Raw genomic sequence first — 23,765 nt, forward strand, 5'->3', positions numbered from 1 at the left:
GCCGAAGGGACCCCGTAGCCTGTCGACCATGGACGTGTCGCGCCGCACCGTGCTCGCCGCAGGCGGCGCCGGGTTGGGCGCAGCCGCCGTCGCCGTGCTCGGTGGCGCCTGGTTCGCCGGCGTGCTCGACGACGAGCCTGACGTCGACGGCGAGGTACTGCTCGACGAGCCGGGCGTCTATCAGCAGCCGATCGACGGGGTGAACGCCGACGTGTCGGGTGAGACGGTGCCCGACGTCGTCATGTTCGACACCGACGGAGCCGAGGTGCGGCTCTCCGACCATCGCGGCACACCGATGATCCTGAACCTGTGGTTCGCCAACTGCCCGCCGTGTCGGCGCGAACTGTCCGACTTCGCGGCGGTGCACGCCGAGGTCGGAGATCGTGTCCGATTCATCGGGATCGACCCGTTCGACACCGTCGACGCGATGCAGCGCTTCGCCGGCGAGCGCGGGGTCGAGTACGACCTGTGGCGCGACCCCGACCGCGACTTCACCGCCGAGATCGGCGTCATCGCGTTCCCCGTCACGCTGTTCGTCGACGAGGCCGGCCGGATCCTGCGCCAGACGGGTGAGATCGACGCCGACGACCTGCGAGCCGGCATCGACGAACTGTTCTGACCCGGCTCTCCACCCGGTGGGGGTCTTGGGTACCGTCGCGACGTGACCACCGAACCGTCCGTACTCGCTGCAACGATCCCCGTCCGCCCGGCCGCGACGGTGATGCTCGTCCGCGACGGCGACGACGGGCTCGAGGTGTTCATGCTGCAGCGCACGCACGGCGCGGCGTTCGCCCGCAGCCAGTACGTGTTCCCCGGCGGCAAGGTCGACGACGCGGACCACGGTGACGTGTTCGAGCCGATCTGCGACGGACTCGACGACGGCCCGGCATCAGCCCGGATGGGCATGGACCACGGTGGGTTGGCGTGGCTGGTCGCGGCGATCCGCGAGTGCTTCGAGGAGGCGGGGGTGCTGCTCGCCCGACCGGTCGACGCCGACGACGTGATCCGGTTCGACGATCCCGAGGTGGCCGCCCGGTTCAACGAGGCCCGCCACCAGGTGCACGACGGCAGCCTGTCGCTGGCCGACCTCTGCGAACGCGAGCGCCTGATGCTCCTGGTCGACCGGATGCACCTCGTCGACCACTGGGTCACCCCCGTCGGCGAGCGCCGCCGCTTCGACACCCGCTTCTTCGTCGCGCGCGCCCCTGACGCGCAGGAACCGCTGCACGACGACGGCGAGACGATCGCCAGCCTGTGGGTCCGTCCGGCCGACGCCCTCCGCATGTGGGAGGCCGGTGAGCTGCAGATGTTCCCGCCGACGGTGGTGAGCCTCGAGTTCCTCCGGCCGCACCCGAACGCCGACTCGGCCATGGATGCGGCCGCCGCCGTCGGCGTTCCCGAGACGGTGCTGCCGAAGATCCGACTCGACGACGAGGGCAGGATGGTCGGCATCCTGCGCCGCGGCGACGATGGCTACGACGATCTGCCCGAACCCGAGTTCGTCATCGGTGCACCGCGCTGAGGTGCGGTGTGATCAGGTGGTGGTGTCGTGCTCGTCGAACGCGGCCGACACCGCATCGAGGAGGCGGGCCGAGCATCCGGCCATGTCGACGTCGTCGCCCGCGTCGGGAGGTGCGATGTCGGTGGCGATCCGGTCGGCGATGTCGCGGAAGACCTGCGCGGCGGCGCTCCGGTCGGCGACCGCGACCGGCTGACCGGCGTCGTTGCCGGCGGCGACCGCGGGTTCGAGCGGGACCGAGCCGAGCAGCGGTGCACCGATGTCGTCGGCGAGGGCCTGACCGCCGCCCGACCCGAACAGCGCGTAGGTCTCGCCGTGATCGCACGTGAACGCGCTCATGTTCTCGATCACGCCGACGACGGGCAGGAAGCTGCGCTTGGCCATGTCGGCGGCACGTTGAGCGACCTTCTGCGCCGCGATGGCCGGCGTCGTGACGATCACCATCGACGTGCGTGGCAGGAGCCGAGCGAGACCCATCTGCACGTCGCCCGTGCCGGGCGGCATGTCGATCAACAGGTAGTCGAGCTCGCCCCAGGCGACGTCGGCCAGGAACTGCTCGACCGCCTTGGTGAGCATCAGGCCGCGCCACATGAGCGCGGTCGACTCGTCGACGAGGAAACCGGTCGACACGACCTTGAGCAGGCCGTCGCCGACGCGCAGTTCGTTCGGGATGATCTTGGGTTTGTCGGAGCCGGGCACCGTCTCGGCTTCCATCCGGTCGCTGATGCCCAGCAGCCGTGGAACGGAGAAGCCCCAGATGTCGGCGTCGAGCACACCGACGGTGTGGCCGGCCGCGGCCAGCGCCGCCGCCAGGTTGACCGTGACCGAGCTCTTGCCGACGCCGCCTTTGCCGCTGGCGACCGCGAGCACCTGGCAGGTGAGCGGGATCTCGGTGTCGGGGGCGTTGCCCCGCGCGTTCCAGCGGGCCTTGCTCATGACCTCGGACCGTTCGGTGGCGTTCATCTCGCCCCACTTGATCGTCACGTCGCTCACACCGGGATGCAGGCCGACGCGCTCCTGTACTTCGCGCTTGATGTCGGCCCGGAGCGGGCACGCACCGATCGTGAGTTTGATGCCGACCTCGACGACGCCGTCGTCGTCGACCGAGACGCCGGGCACCATGCCCAGCGAGACGATGTCCGACCCGAGTTCGGGATCGATGACGGTGCCGAGCACGGCCATCACCTCGTCGTGTGTCGGCGGTGCTGCTGACGTGGAGTCGGACATGTCGATCATTTTACCGGCCGGAGCCGTGTAATCTCGGGTCATGGCCGTGCCTCCTGCGCAGATGTCTCCGGACCCCCGGGCCCGGCTCGACCTGTTCAAGACGCTCGGCGACAACACGCGCTACGCGATCTACCTCGAGCTGGCACGGGCGACCAAGCCCTTGACGACCGCCGAGGTCGCCGACACGATCGAGCTGCACCCGAACACGGTGCGCCCGCACCTCGAGCGCATGCGCGACGCCGGGCTGGTCGTCGTCGAGGTCGGCGGTCGCGGTGAGATCGGTCGGCCGCAGCATCGCTATTCGTTGGCAGCCGACGCGCCGTCGCTCGGCCTCGAACCACCGGTGATGCCGGTGCTCGCCCGGATGGTGCTGTCGATGGCCGAGCGGCTCGGGGCGAGCGCCGACGACGCCCGAGCGGTGGGCGACAGCGAGGGCGCGGTGCGGGCCGAGCGGTTCAGCGCCGCGCCATCGAGCCTCGAAGCGATCGTGTCCGAGCTCGACATGCTCGGATTCGACCCGGTGGTGTCCGACGACGCCGACGACCCGGATGCGGCCGTGATCGCCTTCGCGAACTGTCCCTTCGGCGATCTGGCGGTGGCGCACCCCGACCTGGTGTGCAGTCTGCACCACGGCCTGATCGCCGGTTTCGTCGGGCAGATGGGCGACACCGAGGTCCGGTCGTTCTGCACCGTGGTCGACCGAACGCCCTGCCAAGTCACCGTCGGTGACGTCAGCCGGTAGGCTGATCGGTGAGTTTCTACTCGAACCCAGCGACTCCGCAAAGGGGATGACGATGATCACGTTGACCGATACCGCCGCTTCCAAAGTCAAGGAACTCCTCGACGCCGAAGGCGCCGCGGACCTGGCACTCCGTGTCGCGGTTCGTCCCGGCGGCTGCAGCGGCTTCTCGTACGAGATGTTCTTCGACGGCGACATCGCCGGTGACGACGAGCAGGCCAGCTTCGGCGAGGCCAAGGTCGTCGTCGACCCGGCGTCCGCTCAGCTCCTCCAGGGAGCCACACTCGATTACAAGGACGGGCTCGACCAGTCGGGTTTTGCGATCACCAACCCGAACGCGTCGCGCACGTGTGGCTGCGGGCAGAGTTTCTCCTGACCTGATCTGCCGCGTCGGTTCGCCGACGTTTGTGTTGCACTCCGTTGACGAGGTTGCAACCGATGCTGACCCTCTGAGATGGTGACCCCCATGGTGTCCCCGTCCACCCAGCCTGCGTCGCGTTATCGCCGCCGCATCCTCGGGCTCGGGGCCCTCGCGACCGGCGCGCTGTACGTGATCGGTGCCCCGATCTTCAACGGCCGCATCGAATCCGATCTCGAGCAGCGGGTCCCCACCGAGCTCGCTGCCGCCGGTTTCGCCGGCCTCACGGCCTCGTTCTCCGGCCAGGACGGCACGTTGACCTGCACCGCGCCGCTCGACGATCCCGAATCGGCGCGCGCGGCCGCCTACGACGTCCGCGGTGTGCGGGCGATCGAACTCGACCGTTCGTGTCGCGTCAACACGGCCGCTTCGACCGGCGACGACGCCTCGGTCGAGGCCGACGACGCGGTCGCCGAGACGACCACGGCGACGACCCGGGTCGCGACCACGGTCGCGGCGACCGACCCGAGCGACACCAACCCCGACGCCGACCTGGTCACCGTGAGCGACATCGTCGCCGCCAACCCCGACCTGGCATTCCTCTCCGTCCTCCTGGCCGACACCGACATCGGTCGGTCGTCCGACCCGATCACACTGTTCGCGCCGAGCAACACCGCGTTCGACGCCGTACCCGCCGACGTGCTCAGCCGGCTGCAGAACGATCCCACGCTGTTGGCCGAGGTGCTGAGCCACCACGTCGTCGAGGGGACCTACACGACCACCGACTTCGTCGACGGCGACCTCATGGCCGGCGACGGCAACACGCTGCGGATCTCGGCCGACGACGTCGTCACCGTCAACGGTGCGATCCTGGTCTCGACCGACATCCTGGCCAGCAACGGCGTGGTCCACGTGATCGACGAGGTGCTGCTGTCGGCCGATGTGCTCGCCGAGCGCGACACCGAGCTGGCACCTGCCGCGATCACGTACGACGGCAGCTCGATGTTGCTCACCGGCGTGGTCGCCAGCGAGGTCGAGCGCCAGGCCATCGTGGCGGCCGCGGTCGCAGCCGTCGGTACCGGGGGTGTCACGGATCAGCTCACCGTCGACCCCGACACGGGCGTCGAGGCCGGCACGGCGGCCCAGCTCGGTGAACTCGTACGTGCGATGCCCGACAACCTCCTGTCGGGTGAATCCGGGTTCAACGGCACCGACCTCTACGCCAATGGCGTCCCGCGTTCGCCGGCCGGCCGTGACGCCTTCACCGCTGCCGCGGCGGCCGTCGGCGTCGAAGCCGACCTCATCGACCCGCCCGACGCGTCGGAGGACGACGCCGACGACCTCGAGGCGCAGCTCAACGCGTTCGTGACGGAGAATCCGATCCTGTTCGAACCCAGTTCTGCGGTGCTGTCCGAGTCGGCGATCCCCATCATCGATCGGGTCGCCGACGACGCACTGTCGTTCGGCGGCATCTCGATCACCGTCGAGGGCCACACCGACAGCGACGGTCAGGCGATCGAGAATCTGCAACTCAGCCAGAACCGGGCCGAGGCGGTGCGCGCCGCCCTGATCGAGCGCGGGCTCTCGCCCGAGGCGGTCGACGCGGTGGGCTTCGGCAGCGATCGACCGATTGTGGTCGAAGGTGTCGAAGACAAGAACGCCAGCCGCCGGGTCGAATTCCGCGTGGTGACGACAACGTGATGTCGCACCTGGCAGCATGTTGAACGAGACGACCGAGGTGGAGATCTGATGCCGTACACACTGATGAAGGGGCTCGTCTGGGTGCTCCTGGCCGTGCTGCTGGGCATCGTGATCGGTTGGCTCCTGCGCAGCGTCGCCGCCAAACGGCAGGTCGAACGGGCCCGGGCGGCCAACCTCGGAACGGCCGAGCGCGACGAACTCGAACGGCTCCGTCGGCGTGTCGCCGAGTTGGACACCGTCGATGCACCGAGCCGGCCCGTCGCGGCCGAGATCGCCGCCGATGGGCCGGCGTCCACGCCGGTGCAGCAGCTCCTGTCGACCCCGACGCCCGAGCCGGCTCCGGCTCCGGCCGTGCCCGACGTCTCGGCGCCCGATCTCGATGCGGCTGCTGCGGTGATCGGCAGCCGGATCGTGGCCGACGATCTGACCGTCGTCGAGGGGATCGGCCCGAAGATCGCCGAACTCTGTCACGGCATCGGGATCCGAACGTGGTCCGATCTCGCCGAGACCGAGGTCTCGCTCCTGCGCACGATGCTCAACGACGCCGGACAGCGTTTCAAGGCGCATGACCCCGGTACCTGGCCGCAGCAGGCCACCCTGCTCGCCAGTGGCCTCTGGGACGAGTTCGTCGCGCTCACCGATCGGCTCGACGGTGGTCGCCCTGTCGGCTGACCAGGTCGAGTTCGAACTCAACGGCGACCAGGTGCAGGCACCGGCGTCGGGGTCGTTGCTCGACTCGTTGCGGGAGTCGTTCGGCATGCACTCCGTCAAGGACGGGTGCAGTCCGCAGGGTCAGTGCGGTTGCTGCACCGTCTGGGTCGACGGTCAACCACGCGTCTCGTGCGTGACGCCGGTCGCTCGCGTCCGTGGCCGATCGGTCACGACGATCGAGGGCCTACCCGACGCCGACCGCTGGGCGGCGTCGTTCTGCGACCGGGGTGGCAGCCAGTGCGGCTTCTGCACGCCGGGCATCATCATGCGTGCGGCCGCCCTGCCCGACGCCAAGCGGTCGTCGCCCGACGCGGTGCGCCAGGCGATGCTGGCACACCTGTGCCGGTGCACCGGGTGGCAGCCGATCGTCGAGTCGGTGGTGCAGGTTCACGAGCCGGTCGTGGTCGATCGGTCGGAGGTCGATGCGGCGCGTCGAGCCGAGCTCGAGGGTGGCGTCGCTCAGACGGTCGGGCCCGAGGTCGCGCTCGGGCGCGGCGGGTTCGCCGACGACACAGCGCCGCCCGATGCCCTCGTCGCGGTTCGAGCCGTCGACGGATCATGGGTGGTCGGCGACACACTCCACGAGGCACGCCTCGCGAGCGGCAAGGTGCAGGGCCGTCGCACGACCGCGCCGCTGGCCTGGCCGCTCGACCTCCCGACCGGGGAGTGGGTGCGCACGCTGCAGACCACGTGGGTCGAGCCGGGGTACCTCGAACCCGACGCGTCGTGGTGCGAACCCGGAGGCGAGCCGATGAGTTCGCACGGCAACGGTGGCGCCTTCGGTGGCAAGCAGGACGGTGAGCTCGGCACGATCGCTCGCCGTCTGGCCGACGAGCACGGTCGTCCCGTCCGCGTGCTCAGCACCCGCGAGGATGTCGTGATCACCGGGCCCAAACGCCCACCGGTCGCCGCGGGCGTCCGGGCCGACGGCACCGGCGTCATCCACGTGGCGCGGTGCGACGGCATCGTCGAACGCATCCACGCGGCATCCCCCCACCTGGAGGTCGTCGAATTCGACGTCGCCGGTCCGCCGAGTTCGGTCGCGCTGCGCGGCGCCGGATGGGCCGAAGCGGCGACGCTGCTCGCCTCGCTGCAGCCGGGCCCCGAGTTCTCGGTCGAGTCCCCCGACGGAGCTCGCGCGACGGCGGTGCTCGACGACGGCGGGTCGATCCACGTCTCCGTGTCGTGCGGCGCGGTCCTCGACGCCGTCGTGCTGCGGAGCTATTGCGTCGGTGCCGCCCACATGGCGCTGGGTTGGGTGAGGTCCGAGGGGCTGTCGGTCGACGACGCAGGTGTGCCGCACGACCTCACGATCCGCTCGTTCGGCATCCTCCGAGCGGTCGACATGCCCGCGGTCGAGGTCGAGGTCATCGAGAGCGACGCCGAGCCGGTCAACGGCAGCGACGCCGTGGTCGCCGCGGTCGCCGCTGCGGCGTGGTCCGCAACCGGGTTCGCCCCGCGCTGGCCGACCGACCACTGACCCGACGCGCGCCCGGCTCCGGGCCGACTACCGTCGGCGCCATGAGCAAGCCACTCGGTCCGTACACGCCTGCCGTCCGCGCCGGCGACTTCATCTTCGTCTCCGGTCAGCTCGGCATGGCCGACGGCCAACTGGCGAGTGGGGTGGCTGCGCAGACCGCGCAGGCGGTCGCCAACCTCGCCGGGCAGCTCGAGGGCCTGGGGGCTTCGCTCGACGACGTGGTGAAGACCACGTGTTTCCTGGTCGACATGGACGCCTTCGCGACGTTCAACGAGGCCTACATCGGTGGGTTCGGTTCGCATCGGCCGGCGCGCTCGACGATCGCGGTCCGCGAACTGCCCGCCAACGGGCTCGTGGAGATCGAGGCCGTCGCCCACCGTCCGAACGGCTGACCGGACACAGCACCGGCCCGGGCCCGCGAGGGGCACCGGGCCGGAGCTCGTGTGGCGGTGTCGTCGGCGGTGCCGAGACGGGGTGTCAGGCGTTGACGCGGTCGGCGGCGGGGGCCACCAGTTGGACGTCGAGCTCGAGTGCGACTTTGTCGGAGATCATGACCTTGTCGCCACCGAGCGGCATGTTGAACTCGATGCCGAAGTCCTTGCGGGAGAGCTCGCCGGTGGCGGTGAAGCCGGCCCGCGTCGACTGGTCCATCGGGAACTCGCTCGTGCCGAAGAACTCGACGTCGAGTTCGACGGGGCGGCTGATGCCGTTGATCGTGAGTTCGCCGGCCAGCGTGTAGTCCTCGGCCTGACCGGAGACGCCGGTCGACCGGAACGCCATGGTCGGGTTGGCCTCGGCATTGAAGAAGTCGCTCGAGAGCAGGTGGCCGTCGCGGTCGGCGTTCCCGGTCGAGACGCTGCCGAGGGCGATGACGGCCTCGACGGCGGTGCTGGTGACATCGTCGCCGATCTCGACGGAACCCGAGACGTCGCCGAAGCGGCCACGGACCTTGGCCAGACCGAGGTGACGGACGGTGAAGCCGACGTCGGTGTGGGAGGGATCGATCGTCCAGCGACCGGAGGTGAGGGGGAGTTGATTGCTCATGCAAGTAAAAGTATCACGCAAACATTGCTAACGCAACTAAATCGTCCGATCCTCGACGGACACCGTATTCCGGCCGATCACGGCGGACTTCGTTGCCGTCCCGGCGGCGGCTACGCTTCGGGCATGGCCGGAGCGATCGCAATCGTCGTCGTGTTGTTGATCTTTCCCACGCTCGTGCTCATGAGCGGTGGGGTGGCCTCGGCGATCGTCGGCTTCGTCCTGCAGCGTGACGGCGAGGTCCGCCACGAGGGCAGCGAGCTGCTCGACCTCGACGACTGACCGTCGGACGGCTCGCGGTCGCCGATGAACGGTCGGGGCATCTGACACACTCGGGGCATGCATCGGCACGACGCCTCCACCGAAGCGCTCACCGACGCGATCGTCCGGTACTCGGCCGACCGGATCCGACTCGATCCGCCGCCCCTCGACGGGCCCCGCACGGCCGACGAACTGCGGGAGGCGGTCGGGCGTACCGTCACCACCGAAGGCATCGGCGGGCTCGAAGCACTCCGCGTCTTCGGCGAGGTGCTCGCACCGGCGTGCATCTCCGTCGACCATCGGCGCTTTCTGTCGTTCGTGCCGGCAGCACCGACCGAAGCGGCGATCCTGTTCGACCTCGTCGTCGGGGCATCGAGCATCTACGCCGGTTCGTGGCTCGAGGGAGGCGGAGCGATCTACGCCGAGAACGAGGCACTCCGTTGGATCGCCGACCTGGCCGGGCTGCCCGCCGAAGCCGGCGGTGTCTTCGTGTCGGGCGGCACGGCCGGAAACCTGAGCGCGCTGATCGCAGCCCGTTGGAAGTGGCGCTACGACGCCGACGGTGCCCTCGACCGTGTGCGTGGGCTGGTCGTGACGTCGAGCGGTGCGCACTCGTCGGTCGCCCAGGCCGGCCAGGCGATGGACGTCGACGTGATCAAGGTGCCCGCCGACGAGGCCGGCCGGATGCACGGTGACGCGCTCCGCGCAGCCGTCGAGGGCCTCGCCGACGAGGATCGGGAGCGACTGTTCGCCGTGGTCGCCACGAGCGGCACCACGAACGCCGGCGTCGTCGACGATCTCGCGGGTGCCGCCGACGTGTCGACCGAGGCGGGGGTGTGGTTCCACGTCGACGGTGCGTACGGCGGGGCGGCGCTCGCCGCGCCCAGCGTCCGCGACCGGTTCGACGGTGTCGAGCGCGCCGACAGTTTCATCGTCGATCCGCACAAGTGGTTGTTCGCACCGTTCGACTGCTGTGCGCTGCTGTATCGCGACCCCCGCGTCGCACGAGCCGCCCACACCCAGAAGGCCGAGTACCTCGACGTGCTGCAGGGAGCCGACGACTGGAACGCCAGCGACTACGCACACCACCTCTCGCGACGGGCGCGCGGCCTGCCGCTGTGGTTCAGCTTGGCCACGCACGGCACCGACGCCTACCGCGACGCGGTCGAGACGACCCTGGCGGTCGCCCACGGTGGCGCCGACCTGATCCGGGCGAGCGATCACTGCGAACTGGTGGTCGAGCCCGAGCTGTCGGTCGTCGTGTTCCGTCGGATCGGCTGGACGCACGACCGGTATCACGCATGGAGTCGACGACAGCTCGCCGACGAGGAGTCGTTCGTCGTCCCGACCGCCTGGGACGGCGAGACGGTGCTCCGGTACTGCGTCGTGAACCCGCTCACCACGATCGACGACCTCGCCGCCATCCTGGAGTCGCTTCGTGACTGATCTCGTGATCTCCGGCGCCCGCTGCGTCGCCACGCAGGACGACCGCCGTCGTCAATTGACCGGAGGATGGGTCGCCGTCACCGACGGACTCGTCGAGGCGGTCGGCACCGGCGTGCCGCCGGCCGCCGACCGTACGATCGACGCGAGCGACTGCCTGGTCACGCCGGGTCTGGTGAACACGCACCATCACCTGTACCAGAACCTGACGCGGGCGTATCCACCGATGACCGACAAGCCGCTGTTCGGTTGGCTGCAGTCGCTGTACCCGCTGTGGGCGTCGATCGACACCGAGGCGGTGTACGTCTCGACGTGGGTGGGGTTGGCCGAGCTCGCCCTCTCCGGGTGCACCACCTCGTCGGACCACCTCTACCTCCACCCGAACGGCGCCGGCGACCTCCTGTCCGCCGAGATCGAGGCCGCGCGCGACCTCGGGATGCGATTCCACCCGACCCGCGGTTCGATGTCGCTGTCGCACAAGGACGGCGGTCTCCCGCCCGACCACGTCGTGTCCGACGACGACACGATCCTCGCCGCGTCGGAGGAGGCTGTCGCGCGACACCACGACCGGTCGTGGGGCGCGATGACCCGGGTGGCGCTCGCACCGTGCTCGCCGTTCAGTGTGACGGAGGAGCTGATGGTGCGCACCGCGGAGTTGGCCGAACGGCTCGACGTGCGGTTGCACACCCACTTCGCCGAGAACGCCGAGGACGACGAGTTCAGCCTCGCCACCTTCGGGTGTCGCCCCATGGAGTATCTCGAACGGACCGGGTGGGCGACCGATCGAACATGGGTCGCTCACTGCGTCATGCCGAACCCCGATGAGGTCACCCGCCTGGGTCGTGCCGGTGTCGGCGTCGCCCACTGTCCGTCGAGCAACCTGATCCTCGCATCCGGCATCTCGCCCGTCGTCGACCTCCGTGCGGCCGGCGTCCCGGTGGGCCTGGGCGTCGACGGTTCGTCGTCGGCCGACTCCGCCTCGCTGTGGCTCGAGGCCCGGCAGGCCATGCTGCTCGCCAAGCTCCGCAACGGTGCTGCTGCGGGTACCGCCCGGATGGCGCTCGAGGTGGCCACGCTCGGTGGTGCGGCCTGTCTCGGCCGTACCGGCGAACTCGGCGTGCTCGCTCCCGGCGCCGTCGCCGACATCGCGGTCTGGTCGCTGACGGGTCCGGCGTTCGCCGGCGCGATCGCCGATCCCGTCGAGGCGTGGTTGCGATGCGGCCCCGCCTCGGCCCGTGACACGATCGTCGCCGGGCGCTCGGTCGTGAGCGACGGCAGGATCGTGTCCGATCGACTGGACGATCTGCTCGCCGAGCACGACCGGATCAGCCGCCGGATCCAGCAACTCGAGGGATGAACCGCGCGCGCCCGACAGTCGGTGGGGGATCGGTGCAGAATGGGTTCGTGTCGCTGCCGGCCCGCCTGACCCTCCTGTGTGCAGCGGTGCTCGGAGGGTGCGCCTGGGACGGCCCGTCCGTCGCCGTTCGGGTCGTCCCCGAGGTGTCGAGCGACGCCGGTGTCGGCGATGTCGGTGGCGCAGGGCGCAGTACCGATCTCGGCGGTGGCGACGGAGCGACCGCGTCGGGATCCGAGCGCGGTGCCGCGCCCGGCGTCGACGGGGCCGCGCCCGGTGTCGACGGAGCCTCGGACCCCGGGACCGAGATCGAGGTCGTGCCCCCGTTCCCGAACACGGTGGCGGTCGTCGGGGACTCGCTGACCCTGTCGGCCCGCGACCAGATCACGTCCGAGTTGGCCGAGCTCGGCCTCGACGTGCTCGTGGTCGACGGCGTCGAGAGTCGACGCATGATCGCCGGAAGCTCGGTTCGTCCGTCGGGACTCGACGCCATCAACACGATCCGCGACGATCTCGCCGTCGAGCCCGACCTCTGGGTGCTCGCGCTCGGTACCAACGACGTCGGTGCCCAGGTCGACGAGCAGCGGTTCCGTGACGACCTGCGGACCACACTCGCGGGGATCGATCCGGACACCCCCGTGGTCTGGGTCGATCTGTGGATCCGCGACCGGCGCGACGCCGTCGTCGTGGCGAACGGTGTGATCCGCGACGAGATCGGTGAGCGGGACTCGCTCGCCGGGGTCGTCGGGTGGTTCGCGCACGGCGCGGACGACGGCATGATCACCGGAGACGGTGTGCATCTGACCGATCGAGGTCAGGAGGCGTTCGCGACCGCGATCGCCAACCAGGTGCGGTCGATCTACCGCCGCTGACCGGCGAGTTCGTCGGCCAGCCGGCCGAACGCATCGCCGAGCACGCCGCCGACCGTCGGGAACGGCTGCAGCGTCCGACGGAGCCGTTCGACGGGCACATGTCCGTCGATTGCGATCACGATCGCGTGCGACAACTCGTCGAAGCGTGCACCGATGCCGTTGGCGGCGACGACACAACCGGTCGATCGGCGTGCGGCGACGGCGAGGAAACCGGTGGCGTGCTCGTCGGTGCTGTTCCGTGGCGGATCGACCTCGATTTCCACCCGGACGACGTCGTCGTCGCCCTCCAGCTCGGTCCAGCGGGGCCCGACCGTGATCACCGGTGGTTCGATGTAGATGCAGCCGGGGATCACACTGTCGCCGTATCGGCGCGTGCCCGAGCCGACGAGTTGGTCGGCGATCACGGCACCGTGGGCGTTGGCGACGTGTGTGTACTGCTCGCGGCCGGCGGCGTCGCCGGCGACCCAGACGTGGTCGGCACCGACCACGCCACCGCGGTCGTCGACGTCGAGATCCTCGAGGGTCACACCCAGCGATTCGAGCCCGAGGCCCGACAACCGGGGCCGTCGTCCGGTGGCGACGACGAGGCGCTCGGCGCGGTGCACCGTGCCGTCCGCGAGATGCACGGCGGCCTCGTCGTCGGACAGCTCCACCCGCTCGACGGAAACGCTGTTGACGACCTCGACCCCGAGACGGGTGAGGTGTTCGCCGATCAGCCGACTCACTTCGGGGTGGAACGTGTCGAGCGGACGCTCGCTCTCGTCGAGCGTCGTGACCTGCGACCCGAACCCGGCGAACAGGTAGGCGAGTTCGCTGCCGATCACGCCGCCGCCGATCATGACGACCGATGCCGGCCGGTCGGAGGTCGACAGCGCGTCGCGGCTGGTCCACACGCGGTCGTGTTCGAGGTCGAGCCCGTCGATGTCGGGCGCGATGGCCCGAGCGCCGGTCGCGACCACGATGTCGGTCACCGCGTACTCGGCGCCGCCGGCGCGGACGATACCGACGCCGGCGATCTCGGCGCGTTCGCGCACCAATGCGACGCCCTGGTCGCGGAGACCTTCGGCGTGGTCGCTGTCATCCAGGTGCGAGACGATGTCGTCGCGTCGTCGGACGGCGTCGTCCCACGAGCGCCCGGAGCCGGCGTCGTGCAGCATCGACTTGCTGGGCATGCACGCCAAGAACGGGCATTCACCACCGACCAGGTCGGGTTCGAACACCACGATGTCGAGACCGTGTCCGGCCAGATGCCCGACGAGCGCTCCGGCGGCAGATCCGGCGCCGATGATCGCGACGTCGAACTCGCCCCTGGTCACGAGCGGAGCTGTTCGATGATCGCCGCGGAGAAGGCCGGGAGGTCGTCGGGGTTGCGTGAGGAGATGAAGCGACCGTCGACGACGACCTCGCGGTCGACGACGTCGGCACCGGCGTTCCGGAGGTCGGTTCGGATCGACGGCCACGACGTCATCGTCCTGCCGTTCACCAGTTCGGCTTCGATCAGCAGGCTGGGTGCGTGACACACGGCTGCGACCGGGACGTCGCGAGCGGCCATCCGCTTGACGAATTCGACGATGTCGTCGTCCGTGCGGAGATGATCGGGCGAGAACCCGCCGGGGATCACGAGCGCGGCGTAGTCGGCCGGGTCGGCGTCGGTCACGACGGTCGTGATGCTGACCTCGGTTCCGTTCTTGCCGGTCACGACACCGGTCTCGGTGCCGATGACGTCGACCTCGTGGCCGGCCTCGATCAGGGCAGCCTTGGGCGTGCCGAACTCACTGTCTTCGAAGTCGTCCGCGAGGACGAAGGCGATCTTGCTCATCTGAAACCTTTCCGTCACGGTCGTTCCGTGGACATCGGAGCGGTACCCGGTCAGCGCCGATTCATGCGCAGGATGTCGGCGGGCCCCCACGGTCGACCCGCGTGGACCGTCGTCGATGTCGTCAACGTCGTCGATGCAGCGACCGCTACCCGGCGCGGCGACCCTCTGCGATGGCCAGGATCGTCCCACCGCGCGCCCACCGCCCCGGGAGGCAGATCGGTTCGATGTCAGGGCTCACGTCGTGATACGAGCCGTCCGACAGCTTGAACTGGTTCGGCTTGCTCGGACGCAGACGGTACCGGTAGTCGACGACTTGCAGCGGACCGAACTCCTCGGTCGCCCAGGCAACGGTGACGAGGTCGTCGTCGCAGTGTGGACACGCAGCGCCGGGGTCCCCCGACTGAACACCCGCATGCAACTCGCACGGTACCTGCACGGCGTGACGTCGGCGGTCGCGGCGGGTGTTCGCACCAAGCGTGCTCGCGGCGCCGATCGGCCAGTCGACGGGCAGATCCCCACTCCTGCTGAAGTCGAACCAACGCCCGGCAGCCAACCAGCGCTCGACCGCTGCCCGCCCGGGGGTCAACGCGGTCGGCGCAACGTTCGTGGCGACACCTGGATCACGGCCGATGCGGTCGAGTCGCCGCAGTCGCGGCGATCGATCGACGCCGGCCGCGGCGGTGTCGAACCTGCGGTTGTCGAAGTCGCCTGTGAGTTCGATCGCGAAACTCATCCTCTCGTCCCTTCCGTCACGGGTCGGTCATGACGAAGGTCGTGTACCCGTCGGAAACCCGATCCATGCCAGTGCGGGCGTTATTTCAGAGCCATCGCACTCGTCCTCGGATCAGACCGGGACCACCCGGACGTCTAGTCTCTGCTGGCGCCGTCGGATGTCGGCGGCAGGGAGGGGACGGGGTGTACGAGATGGATGTGGACGAGACGGTGGAGGGACGCCCCTGTACCGACGTGTCGTTGTACACACCCGACCTCGATCTGCTCGCCTACATGCTGCAGGACCTCCGCAGCCTGATCCGGTCGAGCGATGCCGGCAAGGTCGAACTCGTCGCCCACGAACCGATCATGTGGGCGGTGCACGGTCTGCGTCGGCGGACGGTCGTGTGCGACCTCGAGCAGATCCGTCGGTACGACCGAGTGTGCACGGTCGGGTTCTTCGCCGAGCGACGTGAGTTGATCGACTACCCGTCGCTCGATGAGCTCGAACTGGGTCTGCTGCTCGAGTTCCGGAACTACCCGGGGATCCTCAGTTACAGCTCGATCGAGCTCGCGAACGATTTCTGGGCCAATCTCGTGATCCACCGGGTGCCCGACGACACCGAGTCGTGGCGGGAGAGTTCGGCTCACGTCCGGGCCGTCGAGGTGTCACCGGAGCTGTACTCGGCCATCCGCATCCACAACGGGCACCTCGAGGGCGGGGTCGCCGGGAGCGGTGCGGTGGCGATCGACCGCACCAAGTACTGGGACTACGAAGACGACCCGGTGTGGCAGGGCCTGCGAACTTTTGATCCGCCGCTCGAACGGATCAGGAAACAGGTCTGACGGCGTCGTCGTTCGCAGCGGTGGCGACGTGCAACGTCACGATCGCGACGTCGTCGCGCTGGTGCCGCGTCGGGTGCAGTTCGCGCACGATGTGGTGCGCGAGTTCGGGAGCCGCACGATCGGCGGAGCCGAGCACGGTTCGGAGCGCGTCGACCCCGATGTCGAGCGACTCGCCCGGGTGCTCGACGAGGCCGTCGGTGTAGAGCACCAGGGTGTCGCCGGGGCAGAGGGTGTGGGTCTGCACGGTGTACTCGTGGTCAAAACCGGAACCGAGCGGCGGGCCGCTGGTCGTGCCGAGGGTGGCCGACGTACCGTCGGCGGCGACGAGCACCGGGAGCGGGTGCCCGGCGGTGACCCATCGCAACTCGAGGGTGGTCTGGTCGAGAATGGCGACGATCGCCGTCGTGAAGCTGGATGCCAGCTCGGTCAGGACGTTCGCCGCCGCGAGAGCGATCTGGTCGGGTTCGTGGCCCAGGAGCGCCAGCGTGTGCACCGTCGAGCGTGCCCGCGCCATCTCACCGACGGCGACCGAGCCGTGGTTCGCGACGTCGCCGATCGCGATGAGCGTCGATTCGTTGCCGAGGTCGATGAGGTCGTACCAGTCGCCGCCGGCCGACGCGACGACGGTTGCCGCTCGGTACACGTGGGTGGTGACGACGCCGTCGATCGGGTCGAGCCGCGCCTCGAAGGCCTGCTCGATCGACCGCAACACCGTGGTCTGCTCGGCCAGCAGTCGGGCGCGCGAGGCCGCCTGTGCGGTCAGGTTCGCCAGCGTGTAGAGCGCGAGCCTGACGGGGGTGTCGAACTGATTGGGCTGGTCGAAGATGACCCCGATCGCGCCGGCGACGTCGTCGTCGGTCCGGAGCGGGAGCACCGCCCAGGCACCGTGTCCGCTGCGCTCGGTCACGTCGGCATGGTCCGGGTACCGTTTGTCGAACGCCTCACGGTTGGAGAAGAACAACGGTTCACCGGTGGAGAGCACGTCGGAGAACGGTTCACGACCGGGCTCGATCGTGAACGAATGCCACTCGGCGACGGTCGCGGCAGCGATGCCGGCGGAGGTCACCATGCCGAGGCGATCGCCGTTCGCGAGGATCAGCGACCCGGCCGACGCACCGACCATCGCCAAGCCGTCGCGCATGACGGCGCGCCCCACCTCGTCGGGATTCGCCGCCCCGACCAGTGACGACGCCAGGTCGTTGAGGTTGCGGAGTCGTGTCACCGCAGCGGTGAACACGTCGTCGACCGCATGTGTCTGCGTGGGCGACGAGGCGGTCGCCGCCTCACCGTCGGCCTGCAGACGGAGACGTTCGTCGATGAAGGCGGTGACCTCCTCCGGGTGGTTCACCACCAGTTCGACGTGGCCGTCGCCATCGAACAGCGGGAAGTTGGTGACGTGCCAGTACCGCGGCTGGTATTCGCCGTCGGTGAGCACGTCGTAGCGCATCAACGGCATCGAATCGATCGCACCGAACGCGAGCACGGCCGTCAGCGAACGACGCAGGCTCGACGGGGAAAGGTCGTCACGTATCGACGGGTTCTCCGGGAAGACCTCGAAGACGTTCCGACCGATGAGATCGGCGGTGCTGCGGCCGGTCACGGCGAGATAGGCCGAGTTGACGGCCACGTAGTCGAAGTCCGTGGTCAGGACGGCGAGCGGCGACTCGATCGTGTCGAAGATGTCGGCCAGCCGCGTGCCGAGCACGCGCCAGGTATCGACGGAGAGTTCGGCGTCGTTCACTGCTCTCAACGTACCCCAAGTACGCGCACGCCGCGTTCGGATCGACGCGGTCGGTGCTCAGCTGCCCCAGCGGGACTGACCGAAGCGGTAGCCGACCGATCGGACCGTCGCGATGAGATTGGCGTACTCCTCGCCGAGCTTGGCGCGGAGGCGCCGGATGTGGACATCGACGGTGCGGGCGCCGCCGTAGTACTCGTACCCCCAGACTCGGGAGAGCAGGATCTCACGGGTGAACACCTTGCCGGGGTTCTGCGCGAGGAACTTCAGCAGCTCGTACTCCATGTAGGTCAGATCGAGCGGTCGCTTCGCGATCGTCGCCTGGTAGGTCTCGAGGTTGAGCAGGAGTTCGCCATACTCGACCAGGTCGCTGCGAGCCTCTGCGACACCGGCATTCGTCCACATCAGGTGTCGGACCCGGGTCTCGAACTCGGCCGGATGGAACGGCGTGAGACAGAAGTCGTCGAACAGTTCGTCGCGCAACTCGAGCTCGCCCAGCTGTGCGCCGCCGATCAGCACCATGATGCTGCCGGACGTGTCGTCTTTGCGGAGGCTGCGAGCGAACGCCCACGCACTCTCGGTCGACTCGGTGCAATCGATGATCGCCCCGGCCCAGCCGTCGGAGGGCTCGATGTCGGACGCCTCGTCGAGCGACCCGATGCCCTTCCACGAGTAGCCGGCCAGATCGAGCACCCGAGCGACATCGGGGGTCACCGCCGCCGAGAACACGGCGATCGGGCGCGGTTCGTCGGTCACCACGCCCCCAGGTATCGATCGAGTTCGAACTGGCTGACGTGCGTCTTGTAGTCGCGCCATTCGCGGCGCTTGTTGCGCAGGAACCACTCGAAGATGTGGTCGCCGAGCGCCTCGTGGACGAGTTCGGACCGTTCCATGGTCCGCAGCGCCTCGTCGAGTGAGTGCGGGAGCTGGTTGATGCCGAGCTTGGCGAGCGCCGCGTCATCCATCTCGAACAGGTTCGCGTCGGCTTCCTCCGGCAGTTCGTAGCTCTCGTTGATCCCGCGCATCCCGGCCGCGAGGAGCAGGCTGAACGCGAGGTACGGGTTGCAGCCCGGGTCGGGTGAGCGGTACTCGAGGCGAGTCGCGACCGGATTGGCGTTCTTCGCGATCGGCACACGGATCAGGCCGCTGCGGTTGTTGCGCGCCCAGCTGATGTGGACCGGAGCCTCGAAGCCGGGGACCAATCGCTTGTAGCTGTTGACGGTCTGGTTGGTGATCGCGGTGATCTCAGCGGCGTGGACGATCAGGCCCGCCATGAACGACTTGGCGAGCGGCGAGAGCTGATGGGGGTCGTCTGGGTCGTGGAAGGCGTTCTCGTCACCGCGGAACAGCGACATGTGCAGATGCATCCCCGAGCCCTGGAGTCCCTCGAGCGGCTTGGGCATGAACGTGGCGTACACACCCTGGCTCGCGGCGACCTCCTTGACGACGAGCTGGAAGGTCATGACGCTGTCGGCCATCGTGAGCGCGTCGGTGTGGCGCAGGTCGATCTCCTGCTGGCTCGGCGAGTCTTCGTGGAAGCTGTACTCGACCGGGATGCTCATCTGCTCCAGCTTGCGGATCGTCTCCTTGCGCAGGTTCCCGGCCGCATCGCGGGTCGTGAGGTCGAAGTAGCTGCCCTGGTCGAGCGGCACGGGACGCTGGCCGGGCCCGGTCGGCTGTTCGAAGTAGAAGAACTCGATGTCCGGAGCGATGTAGAACGTGAAGCCCTCGTCGTGAGCGGCCTGGACGTGGCGGCGGAGCACCTGCCGGGGATCGCCCTGGAACGGGGTGCCGTCGAGGTTCTGGATGTCGCAGAAGACGCGCGCCTCGGCGGCTCCGGGTTCGCTCCAGGGGATCAGCTCGAAGGTGTCGGGGTCGGGGACGGCGAGCACGTCGGATTCCTGGATGCGCGAGAACCCGTCGATCGACGACCCGTCGAACGTCATGCCGTCCTCGAGGGCGTTCTCGAGTTCGGCTGGGCTGATCGCGAAGCTCTTGAGATCGCCGAGCACGTCGGTGAACCACAGGCGTACGAGACGCACGCCGCGCTCCTCGACGGTGCGCAGCACGTAGTCGCGGTGTTGATCGAGCATGGCGGTTCCAGTCTGATGGATCGAGGGCCGAGATGGAAGCGTCGGCCGGGAGAGAACAGAAAGCGAACGGGGGCCTCGCGTGCGAGGCCCCCGTTCGACGAGTATCGGTCGGCCCCGGAGGGCCGAACTCACTTCTTGGTGGCAGCCTTCTTCGCCGCCGTCTTCTTCGCGCCGGGCTTCTTGCCGGCCTTCGGGTCGCCACAGACGACCTCGGTCAGCATGCGAGCCACCACGTACGGATCGCAGTTGGCGTTCGGGCGACGGTCTTCGGCGTAGCCCTTCTTGTCGACGGCGACCTGCCACGGGATGCGGATCGACGAGCCACGGTCGGAGACGCCGTAGCTGAAGTGCTCCCACGACGCGGTCTCGTGGGCACCGGTGAGACGGTCCTTGATGCCGTCGCCGTACCCCTCGAGCAGTTCGAGGTAATTGTCACCGACGGCGTCGCAGGCGGCGATCACGGCGTCGTAGCCGTTCCGCATGGCGTTGTTCGAGAAGTTCGTGTGGCAGCCGGCGCCGTTCCAGTCGCCCTTTTCGGGCTTGGCGGCGAAGCTGATGACGACGTCGTACTCCTCGGCGATGCGGTGGAGCAACCACCGTGCGATGTGCATGTGATCGCCGACCTCGGTCGGGCCGGCCGGACCGATCTGGAACTCCCACTGTCCGGGCATGACCTCGGGGTTCGTGCCGGAGATCTTGAGGCCGGCGTCGATGCAGGCCTGGGTGTGCTCCTCGACGATGTCTCGGCCGCTGATGCGACCGGTGCCGACGCCGCAGTAGTACGGGCCCTGCGGTGCGGGCAGGCCGCCACCGTCGGGGAAGCCGAGCGGGCGCCCGTTGGCGCGGAGCATCGTGTACTCCTGCTCCATGCCGAACCACATGTCCTGGTCGGCGTACTTCTTGGAAGCGGCGCGGGCTGCGGCGCGGGTGTTGGTCGGGTGCGGACGACCGTTGACGAGCATGACCTCGCACATGACGAGCACGTTGCGACCGCCGCGGATCGGGTCGTGGCAGGTGAAGACCGGCTTGAGGACGCAGTCGGACTTGTCGCCCGTGGCTTGGTTGGTCGACGAGCCGTCGAAGCCCCACACGGGCATCTCCGAGGTGTCGTCGTGCATGATCTTCGTCTTGCTGCGAAGCATGGGGGTCGGCTCGGTTCCGTCGAGCCAGATGTATTCAGCTTGGTACGCCACGAGTGGGTCCTTCCACGTCATCAGATAGTAGGGGCAGCGGCACGATGCCACTGGGCGATGACACGACCATGTTCGCAATGTGAACGCCGTGTGAACAAACCCGGGGCTGTGCTGGAACCGGCAGGTGAGCTGGTGACCGAGACGCCACGGGTACTCTCGGGGCATGTCGTTCGAGGCGCGTCGACGCCGACGAACCACCCCGCTCAGCGCCGCCGTGCTGGTGCTGATCGGTGTCGGTTCCGGTTGTTCGTTCTCGGGATCCGATGGTTCGAGCGCTGCCTCGGCGACGCAACCGCTCGACGGCACGGTCGTCGCGACCGACCTGGCTCCGAGCCAGATCGACGCCTCCACCGTGCCGCCGCCGGCCCGCGTCCCGTCGTGCACCGCCGAGGCCGTCGACGTCGTCGCCGGTGAGCGGGTGGACGGCGTCGATCAGGTCGTCGACCTGATCAACCGTGGTTCGGTCAGGTGCGATGTCGACATCAGTGGCACGGCGAACGCGTCGGCCGACATCGAGCCGAGTGTCGTCCTCGGACCCGGCGAGATCGGTCATGTCTGGGTGTCGGATCGCGGTGGGTGCGATCGGACCACGGCCGATCCTCCAGTCGAATTCGATGTGATCGTCAACGGTGTCGTGTACCCGATGGTGACCACCTTCGTCGCCCATTGCGGTGTGGAGCTCTGGGCGTTCTTCACTGACTGATGCGCTCGCTCGGTACCGTCTGGACCCCTTCGGCTCGCGCGCCTAGACATCCCACGGGCGGTAGGTGTCAAGCGGCGAGGTTGAGCCGGTGGGCCCAGGCGGTGTGTTCGTCGTAGATGGTGTGGTGGCGGAGGCAGCCGTGGAGAATGCCGACGAGGCGGTTGGCGAGGGCGCGTAGTGCTCGGTGGTGGGTGTCGCCGGCGGCTCGGCGGGCGTCGTAGAACAAGCGGGCTCCGGGGCTGGCGGTGAGTGTTGCGAAGGCCCACTGGTAGCAAGCGTCGGCGAGGCGCCGGTTGCGGGCGTAGCGGGCGAGCACGACGTGATGTTTGCCCGAGGCGCGGGTGATGGGTGACATGCCGGAGTAGTTCTTGCGAGACTTGGCGTCTGCATAGCGGTTCGGGTCGTCCCCGAACTCGGCGAGCACCCGGGCGCCGAGCGTCATCCCCAATCCTGGCAGGGAACGGATGACCTTGGCGTCCGGGTGTTGTTCAAAACGGTCGGCCAGCTCGGCCTCGAGGCGGTCGACCTGGATCTGCATCTCGACGATCACCGCCACGAGAGCGGCAACGCTGGCGCCCATCGCGTCAGTGACCAGAGCGGGTGCTTCGAGCTGCTCAGTGCGGAGCGCGGTCTGGATCTCGACGCTGCGTTCGTCGATGCGCCGTTGCCGACCACCGCGACGCAAAGCAGCGGCGATCTTCGAGCGTGACAGCAGCTTGCCGGTCATCGGGGTCGGCGCGATCGTCAACACCGCGAGAGCATCGCGTCCGGCCAGTTCATCGAATGCTTCCAGAGCTGCCGGGTAGAACTCGCGCAACGTGGAACGCAGCTGGTTGGTGTGGCGTTGCCGGCTCCAGATCATCGTCTGATGCGCCCGGGCGAGCACTTTGACGGCTTCGGCCAGTTCGCTGTCGCCGGCCACCGGCCGGTGATTGTGAGCGTCGGTGCGGGCCAGGTCGGCGAGCACCTTGGCGTCACCGGGGTCGGACTTGGCGCCCGACGTCGAGTGCCGTTCGCGATAGCGCGACGTCGACATCGGATTCACCGCCAGCACCGTGTACCCGGCAGCCACCAGGGCGCCGATGAACAACCCCCTGTCGGTTTCGGTCGCGACGATCACATCGGCCGGGTCGTCGACGCGACCGGCCACCAACTCGTGGAACCGGGCGACACCCTCCACACCTTCGGGCAGCCGGCCGCCGCCGAGCCGTTGGCCGTTGTCGTCCTCGACGAACACGTCGTGATGGTCCTCAGCCCAGTCCAGGCCGACGAACACCTGCCTCATCGGTCACCTCCTTGTTCAATCGGTTATCGTTCGAGCCCGAGGCGACCAGCAGCTCCCTAATGGTTCAGTGCTCGCAGCACGTCATCCCACCAGCCATCACGAGTCGACCTCACCAACCGACCGGCGCACGATCTAGGCGTAGAGCTCGAGGCTCTGGCTCCAAAAGTGCTGACCGACCGGCGGCTCGGAACCATCCTGACCGATCACACGGCTTCGGACGATCGATCCCCATTAGGTTCTGGGTATGAGTTGGATCGAGCGGTCGGTCGAGGAGCGGCTCGCGAACGCGGCCGCCGGTGGCGAACTCGACACACCCGAACTCAACGGCAAGCAGCTCGACCTCGACACACCCCGGGGCCAGGGGTGGTGGGCCGATCAATTCACGCGCCGTGAGCTGAGCCACGATCGCCGCCGGCGGGCCGAGGCCGCTGCTTCGGCGGCCCGGGTCGGCTTCTGGCGGGCGACGACGCTCGACGACCTGCGCGATCGTGTCCGCGACGCCAACCACGCGATCGTGCGAGCGAACATCAACCTGATCGAGACCGATCGTCTCACGCCGTTCGATCCGGCCGACATCGAAGACCGCTGGCGCCGCCTCCAGGCCTCCTGAACCAGTTGGATCCGACGGGTGTCACACCCCGCTGTCACGCTGACGGGAGTTCGAAGGGAGA

25 protein-coding genes are annotated in these 23,765 nt (G+C 68.7%); 15 read left to right on the forward strand and 10 right to left on the reverse strand.

Annotated features, from left to right (window positions below; genetic code table 11):
- Nucleotides 1-28 precede the first annotated feature (28 nt).
- Together R8G01_17780 and R8G01_17785 are read left to right on the forward strand one after the other, a co-directional pair.
- On the forward strand, nucleotides 29-619 hold the full coding sequence (locus R8G01_17780; GenBank protein MDW3215852.1) for a TlpA disulfide reductase family protein: 591 nt from the start codon (nucleotides 29-31) through the stop codon (nucleotides 617-619).
- A gap of 42 nt (nucleotides 620-661) precedes the next feature.
- On the forward strand, nucleotides 662-1,522 hold the full coding sequence (locus R8G01_17785) for an NUDIX domain-containing protein (protein MDW3215853.1): 861 nt from the start codon (nucleotides 662-664) through the stop codon (nucleotides 1,520-1,522).
- Nucleotides 1,523-1,534: 12 nt separating this feature from the next.
- Here R8G01_17785 and R8G01_17790 read toward each other — a convergent pair whose 3' ends face one another.
- Complete coding sequence (locus tag R8G01_17790; GenBank protein ID MDW3215854.1) at nucleotides 1,535-2,746, reverse strand: P-loop NTPase; 1,212 nt, start codon at nucleotides 2,744-2,746, stop codon at nucleotides 1,535-1,537.
- 40 nt (nucleotides 2,747-2,786) lie between these two features.
- On the opposite strand from R8G01_17790, the gene R8G01_17795 reads away from it, so the two are divergent.
- From R8G01_17795 to R8G01_17820, 6 genes are all read left to right on the forward strand, one after another.
- Nucleotides 2,787-3,488, forward strand: coding sequence for a helix-turn-helix domain-containing protein (locus tag R8G01_17795; GenBank protein ID MDW3215855.1), 702 nt, complete (start codon nucleotides 2,787-2,789; stop codon nucleotides 3,486-3,488).
- A gap of 52 nt (nucleotides 3,489-3,540) precedes the next feature.
- The gene (gene erpA, locus R8G01_17800) at nucleotides 3,541-3,861 is read left to right on the forward strand and encodes an iron-sulfur cluster insertion protein ErpA (GenBank protein ID MDW3215856.1); all 321 of its coding nucleotides are present in this window, start codon (nucleotides 3,541-3,543) and stop codon (nucleotides 3,859-3,861) included.
- 90 nt (nucleotides 3,862-3,951) lie between these two features.
- On the forward strand, nucleotides 3,952-5,544 hold the full coding sequence (locus tag R8G01_17805; protein ID MDW3215857.1) for a fasciclin domain-containing protein: 1,593 nt from the start codon (nucleotides 3,952-3,954) through the stop codon (nucleotides 5,542-5,544).
- A gap of 48 nt (nucleotides 5,545-5,592) precedes the next feature.
- Nucleotides 5,593-6,216 carry a hypothetical protein gene (locus R8G01_17810; protein ID MDW3215858.1) on the forward strand — a complete coding sequence of 208 codons (624 nt, stop codon included), beginning with the start codon at nucleotides 5,593-5,595 and terminating at the stop codon, nucleotides 6,214-6,216.
- Nucleotides 6,152-7,735, forward strand: coding sequence for a 2Fe-2S iron-sulfur cluster-binding protein (locus R8G01_17815; protein ID MDW3215859.1), 1,584 nt, complete (start codon nucleotides 6,152-6,154; stop codon nucleotides 7,733-7,735). The genes R8G01_17810 and R8G01_17815 overlap by 65 nt, the downstream gene beginning before the upstream one ends.
- 41 nt (nucleotides 7,736-7,776) lie before the next feature.
- Nucleotides 7,777-8,127: a Rid family hydrolase gene (locus tag R8G01_17820; GenBank protein ID MDW3215860.1), complete on the forward strand. Its 351-nt coding sequence runs from the start codon at nucleotides 7,777-7,779 to the stop codon at nucleotides 8,125-8,127.
- A gap of 85 nt (nucleotides 8,128-8,212) precedes the next feature.
- Here the strand turns inward: R8G01_17820 and R8G01_17825 are convergent, their stop codons facing one another.
- Nucleotides 8,213-8,779 (reverse strand): YceI family protein, encoded by a 567-nt coding sequence (locus tag R8G01_17825; protein MDW3215861.1) that lies wholly within the window; start codon nucleotides 8,777-8,779, stop codon nucleotides 8,213-8,215.
- Between the two features lie 123 nt (nucleotides 8,780-8,902).
- On the opposite strand from R8G01_17825, the gene R8G01_17830 reads away from it, so the two are divergent.
- From R8G01_17830 to R8G01_17845, 4 genes are read left to right on the forward strand one after another with little or no spacing between them, the layout of a single operon-like run.
- A complete protein-coding gene (locus R8G01_17830) occupies nucleotides 8,903-9,058 on the forward strand; it encodes a hypothetical protein (protein ID MDW3215862.1) in 156 nt (51 codons plus the stop codon).
- 57 nt (nucleotides 9,059-9,115) lie between these two features.
- On the forward strand, nucleotides 9,116-10,483 hold the full coding sequence (locus tag R8G01_17835) for an aminotransferase class V-fold PLP-dependent enzyme (GenBank protein ID MDW3215863.1): 1,368 nt from the start codon (nucleotides 9,116-9,118) through the stop codon (nucleotides 10,481-10,483).
- Complete coding sequence (locus R8G01_17840; protein ID MDW3215864.1) at nucleotides 10,476-11,837, forward strand: 8-oxoguanine deaminase; 1,362 nt, start codon at nucleotides 10,476-10,478, stop codon at nucleotides 11,835-11,837. The genes R8G01_17835 and R8G01_17840 overlap by 8 nt, the downstream gene beginning before the upstream one ends.
- Before the next feature lie 47 nt (nucleotides 11,838-11,884).
- Nucleotides 11,885-12,706 carry an SGNH/GDSL hydrolase family protein gene (locus R8G01_17845; protein MDW3215865.1) on the forward strand — a complete coding sequence of 274 codons (822 nt, stop codon included), beginning with the start codon at nucleotides 11,885-11,887 and terminating at the stop codon, nucleotides 12,704-12,706.
- Here the strand turns inward: R8G01_17845 and R8G01_17850 are convergent.
- The 3 genes from R8G01_17850 to R8G01_17860 all read right to left on the reverse strand — a co-directional run bounded on the left by R8G01_17850 (nucleotide 12,694) and on the right by R8G01_17860 (nucleotide 15,258).
- Nucleotides 12,694-14,022, reverse strand: coding sequence for an NAD(P)/FAD-dependent oxidoreductase (locus R8G01_17850; protein MDW3215866.1), 1,329 nt, complete (start codon nucleotides 14,020-14,022; stop codon nucleotides 12,694-12,696). The two genes, R8G01_17845 and R8G01_17850, sit on opposite strands and share 13 nt — an antisense overlap.
- Nucleotides 14,019-14,525: a type 1 glutamine amidotransferase domain-containing protein gene (locus tag R8G01_17855; GenBank protein MDW3215867.1), complete on the reverse strand. Its 507-nt coding sequence runs from the start codon at nucleotides 14,523-14,525 to the stop codon at nucleotides 14,019-14,021. The genes R8G01_17850 and R8G01_17855 overlap by 4 nt, the downstream gene beginning before the upstream one ends.
- Before the next feature lie 145 nt (nucleotides 14,526-14,670).
- Nucleotides 14,671-15,258, reverse strand: coding sequence for a hypothetical protein (locus R8G01_17860; protein ID MDW3215868.1), 588 nt, complete (start codon nucleotides 15,256-15,258; stop codon nucleotides 14,671-14,673).
- A 191-nt stretch (nucleotides 15,259-15,449) separates the two neighbouring features.
- On the opposite strand from R8G01_17860, the gene R8G01_17865 reads away from it, so the two are divergent.
- On the forward strand, nucleotides 15,450-16,082 hold the full coding sequence (locus R8G01_17865) for a hypothetical protein (GenBank protein MDW3215869.1): 633 nt from the start codon (nucleotides 15,450-15,452) through the stop codon (nucleotides 16,080-16,082).
- On the opposite strand, the gene R8G01_17870 is transcribed toward R8G01_17865, so the two are convergent.
- The 4 genes from R8G01_17870 to glnII form a co-directional block, all read right to left on the reverse strand.
- Nucleotides 16,066-17,823 (reverse strand): SpoIIE family protein phosphatase, encoded by a 1,758-nt coding sequence (locus R8G01_17870; protein ID MDW3215870.1) that lies wholly within the window; start codon nucleotides 17,821-17,823, stop codon nucleotides 16,066-16,068. The two genes, R8G01_17865 and R8G01_17870, sit on opposite strands and share 17 nt — an antisense overlap.
- Before the next feature lie 57 nt (nucleotides 17,824-17,880).
- Entirely contained in the window at nucleotides 17,881-18,576 is a 696-nt protein-coding gene (locus tag R8G01_17875) for a response regulator transcription factor (protein ID MDW3215871.1), read from the reverse strand.
- Nucleotides 18,573-19,913: a type I glutamate--ammonia ligase gene (gene glnA, locus R8G01_17880; GenBank protein ID MDW3215872.1), complete on the reverse strand. Its 1,341-nt coding sequence runs from the start codon at nucleotides 19,911-19,913 to the stop codon at nucleotides 18,573-18,575. The genes R8G01_17875 and glnA overlap by 4 nt, the downstream gene beginning before the upstream one ends.
- 128 nt (nucleotides 19,914-20,041) lie before the next feature.
- Nucleotides 20,042-21,106, reverse strand: coding sequence for a glutamine synthetase GlnII (glnII, locus tag R8G01_17885; protein MDW3215873.1), 1,065 nt, complete (start codon nucleotides 21,104-21,106; stop codon nucleotides 20,042-20,044).
- A 163-nt stretch (nucleotides 21,107-21,269) separates the two neighbouring features.
- Between glnII and R8G01_17890 the strand changes: the two genes are divergently transcribed.
- A complete protein-coding gene (locus R8G01_17890; protein ID MDW3215874.1) occupies nucleotides 21,270-21,809 on the forward strand; it encodes a hypothetical protein in 540 nt (179 codons plus the stop codon).
- 67 nt (nucleotides 21,810-21,876) lie between these two features.
- Here the strand turns inward: R8G01_17890 and R8G01_17895 are convergent, their stop codons facing one another.
- On the reverse strand, nucleotides 21,877-23,094 hold the full coding sequence (locus tag R8G01_17895; protein MDW3215875.1) for an IS110 family transposase: 1,218 nt from the start codon (nucleotides 23,092-23,094) through the stop codon (nucleotides 21,877-21,879).
- A 244-nt stretch (nucleotides 23,095-23,338) separates the two neighbouring features.
- Here R8G01_17895 and R8G01_17900 point away from each other — a divergent pair, with 244 nt between their 5' ends.
- A complete protein-coding gene (locus tag R8G01_17900) occupies nucleotides 23,339-23,704 on the forward strand; it encodes a hypothetical protein (protein ID MDW3215876.1) in 366 nt (121 codons plus the stop codon).
- The last annotated feature ends 61 nt before the right edge of the window (nucleotides 23,705-23,765 follow it).

The organism is Ilumatobacteraceae bacterium (assembly GCA_033344875.1).
Lineage (GTDB): Bacteria > Actinomycetota > Acidimicrobiia > Acidimicrobiales > Ilumatobacteraceae > Ilumatobacter.